Origin of the sequence: Ancylobacter amanitiformis, assembly GCF_030814815.1 — a bacterium.
In the GTDB taxonomy this organism is placed as follows: domain Bacteria; phylum Pseudomonadota; class Alphaproteobacteria; order Rhizobiales; family Xanthobacteraceae; genus Ancylobacter; species Ancylobacter amanitiformis.
The window spans coordinates 1-15,631 of the sequence record NZ_JAUSVR010000007.1 but is presented as its reverse complement, the minus strand read 5'-3'; the positions used below and the strand labels follow the sequence as shown (position 1 = coordinate 15,631).

Sequence of the window (15,631 nt, the reverse complement as noted above, 5' to 3'; positions counted from 1 at the left end):
GGACCTATTGCGAGCCGACGCGCCTCATGAGAAGCGCACCATAGGCGCTGGGCTTCAAAGCGTGATCGCCGAAATATATGGCGCCATATTTCGTGACATGCCGACGATCGGTGCTCAGCATCTTGCCGTTATTGTCGGTAATGGGCACCATGCCATCTCTCGAAACAGCGCCCAGCAGGGATATGAAATTCGGCGAAGGTACGATCTCTTCGTCGAGCTTCTGGTTTCGAAGCGAAAATTCTGGAATTTTATTGTATTGATTTGCTCGGTCGTTCGACGACAGTTGAATTATCCAATTCAGATTATATCCAAAATGCTTCGTACCTACGAAGAATATTTCCTTTCCGCGTTCATCAGCCCAGGTGATGTCCCTTTGAACGCAGTGCTGCCGAATGCTGTCGGGGGTGTCGTAACCGCTGGCAAAGACGATGATGTCGGCCGCGTCGAACAGTGATTTATCCGCTGAATCAGAACGGTTCTCGATGCAGGCCTGAGCCGTGTCGGAGTAAGCGATTTCGATGTTGCTCACATCAAATGTCTCGGTGGTCATGTTGATGAAATCGCGCCCGAAACTGTCGCCGACAACAAAAATCCGCCGCCGTCCATCGCTGTCGAAATGGCTTTTCTTATACTCGAATACACGGCTGTTATAGATACGTTTGTCGATGTCAGCGATATTCTCGTTCCTGTCAAACACTCTCCAATACATGCCATAGGTCTTGTTGAGATAGAGCCCCGCCCCCAGCAAGCAGATCGAGCTGACGACCGACACGGCAATGAAGCTCCGACGGCCGATCATCTCGCGATTTCGGAAAGGGGCCTCGACAAATCGCCAGGTGAGATAGGACAGGATGAAATTGGCGACGATCAGCATGGCATAGGTCTGCGGGCCGACCTGATCGACGGCATGAATGCGAGCCAGCGCGAAAAGCGGCTGATGCCAGAGATAGAGGCTGTAGCTAATCAGCCCGATGCCCACCAGGACGCGGCTGGACAGCAGCCGATAGGCCAGCGTGCCCTCGACGGCAAAGGCGATGACCAGAACAGCGCCGCCAACCGGAATGAGCAGCCACAGGCCGGGCGAGAGAAACGAATCGTCAAAGCCCACGACCGACCCGGCAATCATCGCGAGGCCGGCAAGGCTGGCCACCTCCTGCCGCACGCCCTTCGGAGAGGGGGCCGCGCGATAGGCCAGCCAGTACGCCAGAATGGCGCCGGCCAGCAATTCCCAGCCACGGGTCGGCAGAATGTAGAAAGCGATGGCGGGAAAATGCGCAACGCCCCAGACGGCTACCATCAGGCTGAAAATGAACAGAACGACCATTGCCGGAAGCACATAGGCTCGCGCGTATTTCCACATCAGAAACAGCGCGACGGGAACAATCATATAATATTGCTCCTCGACACCCAGGCTCCATGTATGGATCAACGGCTTGAACATGCTTTCGAGCGACCAGTAATCGGCCGTCATCGCCAACAGCATGTTGTTTGAGAACAACAAGGTGGCGACTATGGATTGACCAAAGTTCTTGAATTCATCCGGCATCATCCAGAGGTAGGCGAAAGGCAGCGTCGCCGCGATCACGAGAAAGAGCGCTGGCAGAATGCGCCTCAGGCGGCGATCGTAAAATCGCAGAACGGAGAATCGCCCGGCGTCCAGATCGCCCATGATGATCGTCGTTATCAAATACCCACTGATAACGAAGAATATATCGACGCCAACAAATCCACCGTGAAATAAGCTGAATCCAGCATGTCCGAATATAACCGGCAAAACGGCAATGGCTCTAAGGCCATCAACTTCAATTCTGTATTTCATAAAACAAGAGGCTCCGTAGCACGTAAACTCAAATTCTGCGTATGATCATCGGTTCGGTCGCAATATGACGGCCCGGACGATACTAGGGATTCCAGCGCATTCTGATTCCGTCAGGTGGCAGGCGTGATGGGGCCGCGAGGGCCGAACCCGAGCCTCGGCGAGGGAAGCATCCGGCTCGCCGTCAAAGGCTACGACACCCGCACCGTCCGAGCCAAGGCCGCAGGCGCGCATATGTGGGCCGCATATCGTCCAAGGCGACGGAGAGAGCCCCACGCCGCGCCCGCCCGCCCGCCCGCTGGCACCGCGGCGCTGCCGGCTTAAAGGGGTTCCTCGTTCGGAGGGCTATTCCGTAGCCGGTTCGGCGTCTCGCCCAGTGTCGTGTCCGGAATATGTCGCGCCGAGCGCTGCACGCCGGCGGAGCCCGACATCGATGCCAAGTTCGGTGACAAATGCGTCGCGCGCGATAGCTGCTCCGGCCAGACCGGACGCTGGCCAGGCCGGACGCCGGCCCGCCGGAAAAGTCCCTCCGCTCTCTGGTCAACCATGGCGTCCGCAAAGCCGTTCTTGAACACGACGGCGCCGCGAATGGCATCGCTGCCGCACCCACCCGGGGATGACCCGGGCCGGCGCCCGGGCCATTGTGACGGAGAGCGCGGTTCCCGATCGACGATTGGCGCGACTGGATATCGAGGATCACCGGCCTGCTCATCCTGCGTCGATCCTCAAGCACGGCGCCGGTATAATGGAACCACACACGATCAGCGGAGATAGCATCGCCACAACATTGCAGGGGGCGCGCGTGATCCGTGTCTTTCCCTCGCGATGCCAAATTGCTAACGTCCCGCTCCGGCTCGTCTGTCCCGGGGGGGAGAAGACTATGGCGCGTCTGGTTGCTCTCTTGCTCGCTCTGGCGTGCATGCCCTTTTCATCCGGGCTGTACGGTGCCGTGGCCGCCGATCTGCGGTTCACGGCCGGGGAATATTCGGGGTTCACGCGCCCCTTCCTTGAACGCGTCGCGCGCGATTACGAGGCGCTTCATCCCGACACGCATATCCAGATCGAGGTCATCCCGTGGGACAGCTATCTGCAGAAGCTGACGACCGATATCAGTAGCGGCGACCAGCCCGATATTGCGATCGTCCCCACCATGTGGGTCTCGGATCTGGCCGCCGATGGCCTGCTGGAACCGCTCGATGCGCTGGCGACGCCGGACTTCAAGGCGAAGTTCATTCCCGCCTTTCTTGTGCCGGCCCGCGTGAACGGAACGTTGCTCGGCCTGCCGGCCGCGGCCTCGGCCCGCGCCATGGTGGTCAATACCGACCTGCTGCAAAAGGCGGGGGTGCAGGCACCGAAAACGTGGGACGACCTCTTCACCGCGGCAAAGGCCGTCGCGGCCCTGCCCAACACGTATGGCTTCGGGCTTCCGGGCAAGGAAGTCGAAGTCGACACCTATTTCTATTACGCGCTGTGGAGCTTTGGCGGGGAAATCCTCAAGGACGGCAAAAGCGGTCTCGCATCCCCCGAAGCCATCCGCGCCGCGACCTTCTACATGTCGCTGATCAACGCGAAGGCCACCGAACCCTCGCCCACCGCCCATAGCCGCGAGGACGTGTTCAAGCTGTTCAAGGAGGGGCGCATCGGCATCGTCTTCGCCTACCCGATGCTGGTCCCGCAGTTGAAGGCGGAAGCGCCCGATCTGCGCTACGCCGTCCTGCCATTTCCGGTCCAGACCCAGCCGGTCACGCTGGGCGTGACCGACGTCCTCACGCTGTCCAGTTCGTCGAAGAACCAGAAGGCGGCGTGGGACTTCATGCAGTTCCTGTACGGCGCCAGGTACCGTGCCGAATTCGACCATGCGGAGGGACTTCTCCCGGTCACGGTGGAAGGCGCGGCGGACAGCTATTACAGGGACAATCCGGATATCGCCGCCTTTGCCGCAGGGCTCGGCTATGCCCGCTTCGCGCCGACCATCAAGGGCTGGTCGGAACTGTCGGAAATTACCCTCCGCTCGCTGCAGGCCATGTATATCGGCCAGAAGACACCCACGGAGGCGATGACGGATGCGGCGCGGCAAATCGACGACGTCCTTGCCCGCCGTTGACGAGCGGCATCTGCGCAACCGCCAGATGCTTTTTCTGCTGATCGCCCCGAGTGTCGCGGCCGCCTTCTTTATCACCCTCGTGCCGGTCCTGCTGCTTGTGCGGATGTCGCTTTCCAGCGTGTCGCGCTTCGGCCGGATCGGGGACAATGTCGGGCTGCGCAATTTCGCGCGCCTGATGGCGGATCCGCTCCTGCCGGACATCGCCCTGCGGACCGCGCTCTGGACCGGCTCGGTGGTGGGCGGCACCCTGCTCATCGCCCTGCCGACCGCGCTGGTGCTGAACCGGCGCTTCTTCGGCCGCCGTCTCGCGCAGTTTCTCGTGCTGGCGCCATGGGCCATTTCCGTCACCTCGATGGCGGTGGTCTGGCGACGCGCGCTCAGCGACGAAGCCGGGCTGTTGAACAGGCTCGCCATGGCGAGCGGCCTGATCGAGCGCCCGGTCATATGGCTCGGTTCGATCCCGGCGAGTTTCGCCTTCGAGATCCTGATCGCCATCCTTGTCTCCGTGCCGTTCAGCACGGTCATCCTGCTCGCGGGCCTCTCCTCGATCCCGTCGGAAATCTCCGACGCGGCGCGGCTCGATGGCGCGAATGCCGGCGCGCGGCTGGGTCATGTCACCCTGCCCCTGCTAAGGCCGTTCATCTGCGTCGTGCTGATCTTCAACATCGCCTATGTGATGAACTCATTCCCGATCATCTGGATCCTCACCCAGGGGGGGCCGGCGAACGGTACCGACATTCTCGTGACCTATCTGTACAAGCTGGCCTTCACCCTCGGCAGGCTGGATGAGGCGGCGGCGCTGTCCATCCTCATGCTCGGCGCGCTGGGGGTGCTGACGGTGCTCATGCTGCGCATGCTGGAGCGGCCCGCTCATGGTTAAGCGAAGCCTGCTGAGCTGGGGCGCCCTTCTTCCCTTGCTCGCGCTCAACCTGTTCCCCTTCGCCGTCGTGCTCGACACGATCCATCGCCGTGGAAGTGGCGGCGACGTCGCCACCTTCTGGATCGGCATGTGGCACCGGACGGAAATCGGGGCGGCGCTCATCAACAGCCTCGGCATCGCCGTCTCGACGGCCCTCGTATCGACCCTCGTCGCGCTGCCCGCCGCCTATGCGCTGTCCCGCTGGCGGTTCCGGGGACGGCGCGCGGCATCCCAAGCCCTTCTCGGCTCGCAGATACTGGCGCCCATCATGCTCGTGCTGGGGCTTTCCCAGATGGTCGCATGGGCCGGACTGACGGATACGAGGCTGGCGCTGATCGGGCTCTATTCGACGTTCCAGATCCCCTTCGCGATCTGGATGCTCCGGGGCTACATCGATGCCATCCCGGTGGAACTCGAAGAGGCCGCACGCATCGACGGCGCCTCGCGGCTCCAGATACTCGGCCTCATCGTGCTGCCGCTGTCGCTACCCGCCATCGCGGTAACGGCGACGTTCGCCTTCATCACCGCGTTCAACGAGTTCGTGCTGGCGCTGACAATCCTGCGCAGCCCGTCCAACTTCACGCTGCCCATCCGGGTCAACGCATTGACGGCGGGGCGCTATGCGGTGGACTGGCCGGATGTCATGGCTGCCGTGATGGTCGCGAGCCTTCCGGTGATGATCACATTCGTCTGGCTGCAGCGCTACATGCTGCGCGGCCTCCGCCTGAGCCTTGGATCGACATAGACTATTGGCAAACCCAATTATATCGCGCGCGTCCTATTGAGGTGATAGAGTCGCGCCACTCCTCCGAAATGAACTGACCGCTTCATTGGACCGTCGTGATTGAACAGGATGCACCTCCGGGCGGGCAGGTACGCTTCGGACCCTTCACCTATTTCCCGGCCCAGCAACTGCTCGCGGAGGACGGCACGGCCGTCAATCTGGGCAGCCGGGCACGCGCCATCCTGTTCGTCCTGCTTGAACATCACGGCGAGGTCGTCACCAAGGCACAGCTCATTCAGCGGGTCTGGCCGGAGACCTTTGTCGAGGAAGCCAATCTCCGGGTTCATATCGCGGCGCTGCGGCGCGCGCTTGGGGATGGCCAGGATGGACGCCGCTACATCGTCAACATTTCCGGGCGCGGCTATTCGTTCGTCTTCCCGGTAGAACGCGAGGACGCGCCGCCGTCGCGGGAGAAGCCGCCGGGGCCGAGCCCCGTCCCCTCGAACCTCCCGCCGGCGCTTCCCCGCCTCATTGGCCGTGCCGCGACCGTCCAGTACGTCGCCTCGCTGCTGAGGGAACAGCGTTTCGTTTCGCTGGTCGGTCCGGGCGGCATCGGAAAGTCCACCGTGGCGATTGCCGTCGCGCATGAGTCGGCGCGCGGCTTCAGCGATGGTATCTGCTTCGTCGATCTGTCGGCATTGAGCGACCCGCAGCTCGTGCCCGCCGCGGTCGCCGCCGCGCTGGGCGTGGGGCTGCTCACGGAAGCGCCGATGCAGAGCCTCATCGCCGCGACCCGATCGCGGCGGCGCCTGCTGCTGCTGGACAGCTGCGAGCACGTCATCGATGCGGTCTCCACCCTCGCCGAGGAATTGTTCGCCAAGGGCGGCGAGGGCCTGCATATCCTCGCCACGACGCGAGAGCCCCTGCGCGTTCGCGGCGAGCGTATCCATCGCCTGTCCTCGCTCGACGCACCGCCCGCCAGCGAGCGCCTGACAAGCGCCGAGGCGCTCGAATATCCGGCGGTCCAGCTCTTCGTGGAACGTGCCGCGGCCACTTTCAACGGGTTCAGGTTGATCGATTCCGAGGCGCCGGTCGTCGCCGATCTCTGCCGCCGGCTGGACGGCATCGCGCTTGCCATCGAGATCGCCGCGGGCCGCGTCGAGAGCCTGGGCGTCGCGGGCCTCGCCAGCCGCCTGGATGACCGCTTCCGCCTTCAGCTGCAAGGGCGTCGAACCGCGCTGCGACGGCACCAGACGCTGAGCACATTGCTCGACTGGAGCTACATGCTGCTGCCACCCTTCGAGCAGCTTGTGCTGAGGCAACTCGCCATACTGGCCGGCAACTTCACGGTCGACGATGCCATGGCCATCGTCGCCGATGATGGGGCGACCGACGAGAAGGTGGTCAACGCCCTCGCCAACCTGGTCGAGAAGTCGCTGATCGCGGCCGACGTGCATGGCTCTCAGGCGCGCTATCGGCTGCTCGACATGACCCGCGCCTATGCCGCGCTGAAGCTCGCGGAAAGCGGCAAACTCGAACTGCTGCGTCGCCGGCATGCCGAGATATTCCGCGATACCCTCGATCGGGCAGCTCTGGCATGGGCGGTCCAGCCGGCCCCCGAATGGACGCGCGACCATCGCCATCTCATCGACAATGCCCGCGCGGCGTTGGAATGGGCCTTTTCACCGGGGGGAGATGCCGAGATCGGCGTCGCGCTGACGCTGGGCACCGTTCCGCTCTGGTTCCAGCTGCAGCTCATCGCCGAGGCCCATGGACAGGTGCGGATGGCGCTGGCGCGCATCGGCAGTTCGCATTGTGACGCGGTCCAGATGCGCCTGCAGGCCGCCCTCGCCTGGTCACTCATGCAGATCCGGGGGCAGGTCGAGGAGACGCGCGTGGCGTGGCAGCGCACGCTCGATCTCGCGGAGAGCCTCGACGATACCGACTATCAGCTGCGGGCGCTGTGGGGTCTCTGGTCCTATCGGCTCAACCGCAGTCAATTCCACGAGGCGCTTGCTCTCGCGCATCACTTTGCCGACGTCGCGGCGCGGCACAGCGACCTCAACGACAGCCATATCGGCCATCGCATGATCGGCTACATCCTGCATCTGCTCGGCCGGCAGACGGAGGCACGCCAGCACATCGAGCGCATGGTCAATGGATATGTCGTGCCGGTCACCGGCGATCAGATCATCCGCTTCGTGTTCGAGCAGAAGGTGCTGGCGCGCTGCTTCCTGGCACGTATTCTCTGGCTGCAGGGCTCGTTTGACGCGGCCATGGCCGAGGTCGACGACATCGTCGCCGTGGCGGAGGCGGCCGATGATCGGCTCTCGCTCTGCCAGGTGCTGGTGCAGGCGGCCTGCCCGGTGGCACTCTTTGCCGACGACATGCCGCGGGCGCGGCGCTTCATCACCCGGCTGGTCGACGAATCCGCGCGCGATGGCATCGAGTTCTGGCAGGTCTGGGGGCAGTGTTTCGCGGGTGTCATGGCCGTCCGCGAGGGAAGCCTGCCCACGGGTATCAAGCATCTGGGCGATGCTCTGGGGCGGCTGCGAAGCATCGCCTACGGCGTCTACTACAGCGTTTTCCTGGCGGAATATGCCCAGGCGCTCGCGAAGGCGAATGAGCTGGAGCGCGCCAATACCTGTCTTACGGAAGCCCTGACACGCTCCGAGGAGAACGAGGAACGCTGGTTCGTCCCCGAGCTCCGGCGGCTGTCCGGCGAGTTCGCCCTCCTCGCAAATGGCCCCGACGCCGCGGACGAAGCCGAACGGCACTTGACGCAGGCTCTGGAGATGGCCCGGGAGCAGCAGGCACTGTTCTGGGAAATCAAGGCGGCGATCAGCCTTGCCCGCCTCTGGCAGACCCAGGGGCGCGCCGCCGAAGCCGAAGCCCTGCTTTCGCCATTGATCCATCGCTGCGTGAGCGACGGCGATCAGCCTGTGGTGAGGGAAGCCAGGGAAGTGTTGGGCGCAATGGCGCGCGGACTTTCCGCCTGAACAGCGCCGCCCGGGTACAGGGCAACCGCGTTCCATCTGCGCGCAGCGGCAATTTGCAAATTTTTACACGCGCCGCCGGCAGGTCCCTCTACATTCCCTAAAGTCAGATCAGTGTACGAGGAGTTCACTGGCATGAAACCTTCACATTGGCGATTCATGGCCCAGTCCGAACGTCCCAGCCTGTCGGTCCTGGACGAGACGGCCGCGCTGATCGGCGGGGAGACCGCCTGCGGTCAGACTGTCGACATGCGGGTGCCCCTGCTGGGGACCGATAGCGAACTGCATCACCAGATTGCCGACGCGCTCACCGCCATCATGTTGCAGGCTGAAGCCATGCGCCGCAATTCCATCCATTCCCGGGTGAATGAGGCTGCCATCACGTCCTCCTGCCACCACATCGTCGAATGCGCCAAGCGGGCCTGGCAGCTGATTGGCGAGCCGCCCGGTTCCGCCGACACCCGCCGTTGAGGCAACCATCGCCCGCCCCTGCCCGCAAGCCGACGCGGCGTGGCTTTCCTGATGCCGCAACGGTTACGTCTGCTGGAGAGGCGCAGTGCGAGGCCAGCCGCGCGATCCGGCGGGCCTATGTCGGCTCGGCCCGAACCCTGCCTGAGCGAACGCCGGAGCGCGCGCGATAAGCGCGACCGGACCCGCAGCCGCCATTCGCCGTGCCCGCCTTTATGGGCACCGTCGGCGAGAGCGGGCCTTCACACCCCATGGTTCACGCCGGCACATTGCGCAGTTCCTCGAACGCGTCCTCGACCAGGCTGACGTGACGCAGCATGGCCGCGTGGGCCGCTGACGCATTGCCGGCGAGCACGGCGCCGACGACGACGGCGTGCTCGGCATGCGAGCGCGCGAGCCGCCCCACCGCTCGGAACTGGGCCTGACGGAACGGCGCCAGCCGCCGGCGCAAACCGATGGCCATCTCGGAAATCACCGGGTTGTGGCAGCCGGTATAGAACAGCGTGTGGAAGGAGGTGTTTGCCGCCGTATAGGCAGCCACGTCGTTTTGCGCGACGAGGTCGCCCATCGCGTCCTGAAGCACCTCCAGCCGGCGGCGCTCGATCGGCGTCATGCTGAGCGCTGACAGCCGGGCGCAGGTCGCCTCAAGTTCGCCCATGGCGACGAAAAGGACTTCGAGCTGGTCGGAGGTGACGAGCGCCACGATGGCCCCGCGCCGGGGGCGAAGATCGATCAGGCCGGTGGCCGCCAACTGCCGGAGGGCTTCGCGCACGGGCGTGCGGGACGTGCCGTAGCGTGCAGCGAGCATGTGCTCGTCGAGACGGCTGCCAGGCTCGAATGTGCCGTCCAGAATGGCGTCGGCGATTTCGCTCGCCAGCTTTTCGGCTCGCGTTTGCCCATCGTCGGACATGGCAATCTTACCTATGGCGCTGCTTCACTTGGAAGAATCCTGCCTATCCTTCGCACGGATCGATAAATGCATACAGACTAGAATTTGTGCGCCTCTGAAAACAATTTAAGCACGCAATTTAGCAAAATTGCATGCAGGATTTCCCCGGAGAATACACGAGATGCCTCGAACCCTCTGCGGGAGCCGGCCGAATGAACCGTCGTGAATTTCTGAAATCCGCCACCGTCCTGTCTTCGGCCGCCGCCACCGGCGTTACCGCGCCTGCGGTCTGGTCCTCGGCCAGCGCCCAGTCGGCGCGGCAGGAAACCCTGCTCCTGGTCAGCGAGAGCGGGCCGAACAATCTCGATATCCACGGTGTCGGCACCAACCGCCCCGGCTATGAGGTGGCGTGGAACTGCTACGACCGGCTGATGAGCTATGGCAGCAAGACGCTGCCCGACGGCTCGGCCAGCTATGACCGCGACAAGCTGGTGCCGGAACTGGCCGAGGAGTGGAGCCTCAGTGAGGGCTCCGTCACTTTCAAGCTGCGCAAGGACGCCAAGTTCCATGACGGTACCGCCGTCACGGCACAGGACGTCAAATGGTCGTTCGACCGTGCCGTCACGGTCGGCGGCTTCCCGACCTTCCAGATGAAGGCCGGCTCGCTTGAGAAGCCGGAGCAGTTCGTCGCCGTCGACGACCACACGTTCCGCGTCGACTTTATCCGCCCCGACCGGCTGACCATGCCGGACCTCGCGGTGATCGTGCCCTCGATCTTCAATTCCAAGCTGGTGAAGTCCAAGGCCACCGAGGCCGACCCATGGGGCTTGGAGTACACCAAGCAGAACACCGCCGGCGGCGGCGCCTACAAGGTGAGCAAGTGGCAGTCCGGCACGGAAGTCGTGTTCGAGCGCAACGATGCCTGGACCTGCGGCCCGATGCCCGCGCTCAAGCGCGTCGTGTGGCGCATGGTGCCGTCGGCCGGCAATCGCCGGGCGCTGATCGAGCGCGGCGACGCCGACATCTCGTTCGACCTGCCGGCCAAGGATTTCGTCGAGCTCGACAAGGCCGGCAAGGTGAAGGTGGTCTCGAACCCGATCAGCAACGGCATTCAATATATCGGCATGAACGTCAACAAGCCGCCGTTCAACAAGCTCGAAGTACGCCAGGCCGTCGCCTACGCCATTCCGTACCAGAAGATCATGGATGCGGTGATGTTCGGCCTCGGCAAGCCGCTGTTCGGCGCCGGTTCGAACAAGGTGAGCGATCCGGTCTGGCCGCAGCCGCATGGCTATGCCACGGATATCGCCAAAGCCAAGGAACTGATGGCCAAGGCCGGCTATCCCGACGGCTTTGAGACCACGTTGTCCTTCGATCTCGGCTCGGCCGCCGTCAACGAGCCGCTCTGCACGCTGCTGCAGGAGAGCCTGGCGCAGATCGGCATCAAGGCCAGCCTGAACAAGATTCCGGGAGCGAACTGGCGCGGCGAGCTGATCAAGAAAGAGCTGCCGCTGATCGCCAACTTCTTCTCGGGCTGGCTCGATTATCCCGAATATTTCTTCTTCTGGTGCTATCACGGCCAGAACGCGCTGTTCAACACCATGGGTTACAAGAACCCGGAGATGGACAAGCTGATCGATGGCGCCCGCTCGGCAGCGGCGACAAACGATTGGGCGGTCTACAAGGATGATGTGAACGGCTTCATCGACATTGCCTTCACTGACGTGCCGCGCGTGCCGCTGTACCAGCCCTATCTCAGCGTCGCGATGCAGAAGCAGATCACCGGCTACCAATACTGGTTCCACCGCCAGCTGGACTACCGCACGCTCAAGAAGGGGTAGCCGAGCAGGGATGGCGTCTACCACAGGCCGTCATCCCGGCCGCAGGCGCAGCCGGAGAGCCGGGATCGCTCTCCAATGTTTTCGCGATCCCGGATCGACCCTGCGGGCCGTCCGGGATGACGGACACTGGATTTCAAGGGAGCTCGTCGTGCTGAACCAGATTGCCAAGCGATTGATGACGGCGATACCGAGCATCATCGGTGTCATCATCGTCACTTTTCTGCTGACCCGGGTTCTGCCGGGCGACACCGCCGCCTATTTCGCCGGCCCGGCGGCCAGCGAGCAGGCGATTTCCGAGATCCGCACCAAGCTGGGGCTGGACCGCTCCTTGCCGGTGCAGTTCGTCGCCTATGTCCAGGATCTCGCCGCCGGCAATCTCGGAACGTCGCTCACCACGGGCCAGCCGGTCATCGAGGATATCCGCGCCCGGCTGCCGGCCTCGGCCGAACTCACCCTTCTCGGCCTGCTGTTCTCGATCCTGGTCGCCGTGCCGCTCGGCATTCTGGCGGCGGTGAAGCAGGGCTCGTGGATCGACCATCTGTGCCGGATCGTGGCAACCGCCGGCGTGTCGCTGCCGGTGTTCTTCACCGGGCTGCTGCTGGTCTATGTGTTCTATTACATCCTCGGCTGGGCGCCGGCGCCGCTGGGGCGGCTTGACTTCTTTTACACCTCGCCGACCACCATCACCGGCTTCTATCTCATCGACAGCCTGCTGACCGGCGACATCGAGGTATTCCGCGCCGCCTGGTCGCAGATATGGCTGCCGGCGGTGACGCTCGCCATCTTCTCGCTGGCGCCGATCGCCCGCATGACCCGCGCCTCGATGCTCGCCGTGCTGGCCTCCGACTTCGTGCGCACCGCGCGCGCCAGCGGGTTGAAGCCATCCAAGGTCGTGATGGGCTACGCCTTCCGCAACGCGCTGCTGCCGATCATCACCACGCTCGGCATGGTGTTCTCCTTCCTGCTGGGGGCCAACGTGCTGGTGGAGAAGGTGTTCGCCTGGCCCGGCATCGGCTCCTACGCCATCGAGGCGCTGATCACCTCGGACTATGCGCCGGTGCAGGGCTTCGTGCTGGCGATGGCCATTCTCTACGTGCTGCTGAACCTCGCGATCGACATCCTCTACGGGCTAGTCGACCCGCGCGTCCGTCTCGAAGCGTGAGGGCCCGATCATGAGCATCGCATCCGTGACCGCGCCGCCGTCCAAGGACGGCATCCTCTCCCACGCCCGCCACATCGTGGCGGAGAACCCGGTCACCGGGGTGTCGTTCGGCCTGTTCGCGCTGTTCCTGCTGGCGGCGATCATCGGGCCCTATATCGTGCCCTATGACCCGCTCGCCAGCGACACCGCTGCCGCGCTGCAGGCCCCTAGCGCGGCGCACTGGTTCGGCACCGACCAGCTCGGGCGCGACATCTTCTCGCGCGTGGTGGTGGCGACCCGGCTCGACATGATCATCGCCATCGCCTCGGTGGCGCTGGTGTTCCTGGCTGGCGGATTTGCCGGCATCGCCTCGGGCTATTTCGGCGGCTGGACCGACCGCATCGTCGGGCGCATCTCCGACACCATCATGGCGTTCCCGCTCTTCGTGCTGGCGATGGGCATCGTCGCGGCATTGGGCAACACCGTGACCAACATCATCATCGCCACCGCCATCATCAACTTCCCGCTCTATGTCCGCGTCGCCCGCGCCGAGGCCAATGTGCGCCGCGAGGCCGGCTTCGTGCAGGCGGCTCGGCTGTCGGGAAACTCCGAGATGCGCATCCTGCTCGGCCATATCGCGCCGAACATCTTGCCGCTGATGATGGTGCAGGTCTCGCTCACCATGGGCTACGCCATCCTCAACGCGGCCGGCCTGTCCTTCATCGGCCTCGGCGTGCGCCCGCCCACCCCGGAATGGGGCATCATGGTCGCGGAGGGCGCATCCTTCATCATCTCCGGCGAATGGTGGATCGCGTTCTTTCCCGGCGTGACGCTGATGCTCGCGGTGTTCTGCTTCAACCTGCTCGGCGATGGTTTGCGCGACCTCGTCGATCCGCAGCGGCGCACGTGAGGAGATGGCCATGAACGTCCACCTGCCCGCCAATCACATCCAGCCGCCGCTGCTCGCAGTCCAGGATCTCACCGTCGAATTCGCCACCCGACGCGGCGCGGTGCGCGCGGTGGAGAAGGTGAACCTGACGCTGGCCAAGGGCGAGACGCTCGGCATTGTCGGCGAGTCCGGCTCGGGAAAATCCGTGACGTCCTACACGGTGATGCGCATTCTCGACCGCGCCGGCCGCATCGCGGAGGGCACCATCACCTTTGGCGGCGTCGATGTCGCCAACGCGCCCGAATCCACCGTCCGCGGGCTACGCGGGCGCGAAATGTCGATGATCTTCCAGAACCCGCGCGCCGCGCTGAACCCGATCCGCAAGGTCGGCAAGCAGATCGAGGATGTGCTGATCGAACACGTCCAGGCGCAGCCGAGCGACGCCAAAGAGAAGGCCATCGAGGTGCTCAAGGCCGTGCGTATCGCCCGGGCCGAGGAGCGCTACCACGCCTACCCGTTCGAGCTTTCCGGCGGCATGTGCCAGCGCATCGTCATCGCGCTCGCGCTGGCGTGCCGGCCGCAATTGCTGATCGCCGACGAGCCGACCACCGGGCTCGACGTCACCACGCAGAAGGCGGTGATGGACCTGGTCGTCGAACTCGCCCGCGAGCGCAACATGGCGACCATCCTCATCACCCATGATCTCGGGCTGGCGGCGGCCTATTGCGACCGGGTGATGGTGATGGAAAAGGGCCGCGTGGTGGAGACCGCGACCGCCGAGGCGATCTTCCGCGCGCCGCAGCATGCCTATACCCGCAAGCTGATGCGGGCGACGCCGCGCGGCGGCATCACCTTGCGCGACCTGCTGCCCGAAGAGGTTGCCGCCGATATGCCACCGATGGGCGCGGCAGTGCCGCTCGCCGGCGGCCCGCCATTGCTGGTGGTGGAGAACCTCATCAAGGAATATCCGCGCCCGTCGGCCGGCTCCAGCCTCGCAAGAATGTTCGGCGCCAAGGTCGCGGCGCCCGAGCCGTTCCACGCGGTCGACGGCATCAGCTTCTCGCTGGCGAGGGGCGAGAGCCTCGGGCTGGTCGGCGAATCCGGCTGCGGCAAGTCCACCACGTCGATGATGCTGATGCGCCTGCTGGACCCGACCTCCGGTCGCATCCTCTTCAACGGCAAGGATCTGTCCGCCATTCCGGCCAAGACCTTCGCCCGCTCGCCCTGGCGTTCGCGCATCCAGATGGTGTTTCAGGACCCGACCGACAGCCTCAATCCGCGCTACACCGCGGCACGCTCGATCGCCGACCCGCTGCTGCAGATGGGCGCAACCTCGAGCAGCACCGCACTGCGGGCGCGGGTGGAAGAACTGGCGCGCCTCGTCGGGCTGCCGTCGCAGTTTCTCGACCGCTTCCCGCATCAATTGTCGGGCGGCCAGAAAGCCCGTGTCGGCATCGCCCGCGCGATTGCCCTCGACCCCGAACTCGTCGTGCTCGACGAGCCGACCGCCGCGCTCGACGTGTCGGTGCAGGCGGTGGTGCTCAACCTGCTGCACGACCTCAAGCAGCGGCTCGGCATGAGCTATATCTTCGTCAGCCACGATCTGGAAGTGGTGCGCATGCTGTGCGACCGGGTCATCGTGATGCGCGCGGGGAGCATCGTCGAGGAAGGCGCGACCGAAGCTGTGATGGCATCGCCCAAGGCCGACTACACCCGCGAGCTACTGTCCTCGATCCCCCATCCGCCGCACTAGGAGACATACCCATAAACGGGCTTCCCCGCGGGCCGGGGTTCTGATTCATTGATCTCAGCCCTGGAGGTTGAGATGGCTCGCTTTGACCTGA

The 15,631-nt window shown here is 64.2% G+C and carries 11 protein-coding genes; 9 read left to right on the top strand and 2 right to left on the bottom strand.

Annotation, left to right across the window (positions count from 1 at the left end; translation table 11 throughout):
* Positions 1-4 precede the first annotated feature (4 nt).
* The gene (locus QOZ99_RS12020; protein WP_306890220.1) at positions 5-1,819 is read right to left on the bottom strand and encodes an acyltransferase family protein; all 1,815 of its coding nucleotides are present in this window, start codon (positions 1,817-1,819) and stop codon (positions 5-7) included.
* 670 nt (positions 1,820-2,489) lie between these two features.
* Here QOZ99_RS12020 and QOZ99_RS12015 point away from each other — a divergent pair.
* The 5 genes from QOZ99_RS12015 (at position 2,490) to QOZ99_RS11995 (ending at position 9,030) form a co-directional block, all read left to right on the top strand.
* Positions 2,490-3,920: an ABC transporter substrate-binding protein gene (locus tag QOZ99_RS12015; protein WP_306890219.1), complete on the top strand. Its 1,431-nt coding sequence runs from the start codon at positions 2,490-2,492 to the stop codon at positions 3,918-3,920.
* 25 nt (positions 3,921-3,945) lie between these two features.
* Entirely contained in the window at positions 3,946-4,800 is an 855-nt protein-coding gene (locus QOZ99_RS12010; RefSeq protein ID WP_306890218.1) for a carbohydrate ABC transporter permease, read from the top strand.
* Between the two features lie 34 nt (positions 4,801-4,834).
* Positions 4,835-5,584: a carbohydrate ABC transporter permease gene (locus tag QOZ99_RS12005; protein WP_306890217.1), complete on the top strand. Its 750-nt coding sequence runs from the start codon at positions 4,835-4,837 to the stop codon at positions 5,582-5,584.
* A 95-nt stretch (positions 5,585-5,679) separates the two neighbouring features.
* Positions 5,680-8,562, top strand: coding sequence for an ATP-binding protein (locus tag QOZ99_RS12000; protein WP_306890216.1), 2,883 nt, complete (start codon positions 5,680-5,682; stop codon positions 8,560-8,562).
* A gap of 156 nt (positions 8,563-8,718) precedes the next feature.
* The gene (locus QOZ99_RS11995; protein WP_306890215.1) at positions 8,719-9,030 is read left to right on the top strand and encodes a hypothetical protein; all 312 of its coding nucleotides are present in this window, start codon (positions 8,719-8,721) and stop codon (positions 9,028-9,030) included.
* A gap of 253 nt (positions 9,031-9,283) precedes the next feature.
* Here the strand turns inward: QOZ99_RS11995 and QOZ99_RS11990 are convergent, their stop codons facing one another.
* Positions 9,284-9,937, bottom strand: coding sequence for a GntR family transcriptional regulator (locus tag QOZ99_RS11990; RefSeq protein ID WP_306890214.1), 654 nt, complete (start codon positions 9,935-9,937; stop codon positions 9,284-9,286).
* A gap of 191 nt (positions 9,938-10,128) precedes the next feature.
* Between QOZ99_RS11990 and QOZ99_RS11985 the strand changes: the two genes are divergently transcribed.
* The 4 genes from QOZ99_RS11985 to QOZ99_RS11970 all read left to right on the top strand — a co-directional run bounded on the left by QOZ99_RS11985 (position 10,129) and on the right by QOZ99_RS11970 (position 15,540).
* Positions 10,129-11,757 carry an ABC transporter substrate-binding protein gene (locus tag QOZ99_RS11985; protein ID WP_306890213.1) on the top strand — a complete coding sequence of 543 codons (1,629 nt, stop codon included), beginning with the start codon at positions 10,129-10,131 and terminating at the stop codon, positions 11,755-11,757.
* A 148-nt stretch (positions 11,758-11,905) separates the two neighbouring features.
* Complete coding sequence (locus tag QOZ99_RS11980; RefSeq protein ID WP_306890212.1) at positions 11,906-12,919, top strand: ABC transporter permease; 1,014 nt, start codon at positions 11,906-11,908, stop codon at positions 12,917-12,919.
* Between the two features lie 10 nt (positions 12,920-12,929).
* Complete coding sequence (locus QOZ99_RS11975) at positions 12,930-13,808, top strand: ABC transporter permease (protein ID WP_306890210.1); 879 nt, start codon at positions 12,930-12,932, stop codon at positions 13,806-13,808.
* A 10-nt stretch (positions 13,809-13,818) separates the two neighbouring features.
* On the top strand, positions 13,819-15,540 hold the full coding sequence (locus tag QOZ99_RS11970) for a dipeptide ABC transporter ATP-binding protein (RefSeq protein WP_306890208.1): 1,722 nt from the start codon (positions 13,819-13,821) through the stop codon (positions 15,538-15,540).
* Positions 15,541-15,631: the final 91 nt, after the last annotated feature.

Excerpts from the sequence above, each read along its gene's own strand:
- QOZ99_RS12020 (WP_306890220.1), bottom strand. The coding sequence starts at position 1,819 with ATGAAATACAGAATTGAAGTTGATGGCCTTAGAGCCATTGCCGTTTTG.
- QOZ99_RS12010 (WP_306890218.1), top strand. The coding sequence starts at position 3,946 with ATGCTTTTTCTGCTGATCGCCCCGAGTGTCGCGGCCGCCTTCTTTATC.
- QOZ99_RS11995 (WP_306890215.1), top strand. The coding sequence starts at position 8,719 with ATGGCCCAGTCCGAACGTCCCAGCCTGTCGGTCCTGGACGAGACGGCC.
- QOZ99_RS11990 (WP_306890214.1), bottom strand. The coding sequence starts at position 9,937 with ATGTCCGACGATGGGCAAACGCGAGCCGAAAAGCTGGCGAGCGAAATC.
- QOZ99_RS11985 (WP_306890213.1), top strand. The coding sequence starts at position 10,129 with ATGAACCGTCGTGAATTTCTGAAATCCGCCACCGTCCTGTCTTCGGCC.
- QOZ99_RS11975 (WP_306890210.1), top strand. The coding sequence starts at position 12,930 with ATGAGCATCGCATCCGTGACCGCGCCGCCGTCCAAGGACGGCATCCTC.
- QOZ99_RS11970 (WP_306890208.1), top strand. The coding sequence starts at position 13,819 with ATGAACGTCCACCTGCCCGCCAATCACATCCAGCCGCCGCTGCTCGCA.